1 protein-coding gene is annotated in these 969 nt (G+C 58.4%); it reads left to right on the top strand.

Going from position 1 to position 969, the window contains the following annotated elements:
• Positions 1-969 (top strand): IS4-like element ISHvo12 family transposase (locus DVK06_RS16675; RefSeq protein ID WP_121601114.1); only part of this gene is annotated, 969 nt, incomplete at both ends.

The following is a 969-nucleotide window of genomic DNA, read 5'->3' as shown; positions in this document are numbered from 1 at the left end:
TTCACACGATCGCGCCACAGTTCGAGCTGTTTCGAGACGTACTGATCGCCGATGCAACCGTGTTCAGGTTGCATCGGCTCCTCGATTCGTTTCCAGCCACTCACTCGGGTCAATCCGGCGCGAAACTCCACCTCGTGCAGAACGCGACCAAGCAGACGATCGAGCAGTTCCAGCTCACCGATGAACGCACCCACGAGAGCAGCCAACTCCGCACCGGGAGTTGGCTACGAGGCCGGCTGTTACTGTTCGATCTGGGCTTCTACAGTTTCCGCCGCTTCGCGTTGATCGAGGAGAACGGCGGGTTCTTCCTGAGTCGGCTGAAGTCGAACGCGAATCCGTTGATCGTTGGAGAGCGACGGAAATGGCGCGGGCGCGCCATTTCCTTGCCAGAGCGTCGTCTTCGGGACGTTCTGGAAGATCTCAGTCGGGAGATCATCGACGTAACGGTAGAGATCGAGTTCAAACGGCGGGCATACGCTGGGAAGGAATCAACGGATTCGATGGAGTTTCGCGTCGTCGGTGTCCGCAACGAGGACACCGACGACTACCACCTGTACGTGACGAATCTGCCCGATGAGTTCACTCCAAGGCAGGTCGGGGCGCTGTACGGGTTGCGGTGGGAAGTGGAGTTGGTGTTCCGGGAACTGAAGTCGCTGTATGGGCTGGAGAAATTCCAGACGAGTGATCCAGCGATCGTGGAGCTGTTAGTGGTGGCGGCTCTGCTGACGCTGACGGTCAGCAGAGCCTTGCTCGGGGTGTTTCAGGAGCTGTTCCCAGAGACAGTGTTTCCGCGAGAACGCTGGGCGAAGACCTTCCGGTCTCTCGCCCAGCTCATGCTCGAAGATCTGGCCCAGTCGTTCGGCCATCCACCGCCGAACTTGGCTGAGCTCATGTTTTGCAACGCACGCCAACCAGAGAAATCACGCCTCTTACTCAGCGAACGAGTAGCTGAAGCATTCAGAACGGAGA

It is taken from the genome of Halorubrum sp. Atlit-28R (genome assembly GCF_003665955.1).
Lineage (GTDB): Archaea > Halobacteriota > Halobacteria > Halobacteriales > Haloferacaceae > Halorubrum > Halorubrum tropicale.
Note: the sequence above shows the minus strand (reverse complement) of the source record. Positions and strands in the feature narration are given on the sequence as shown.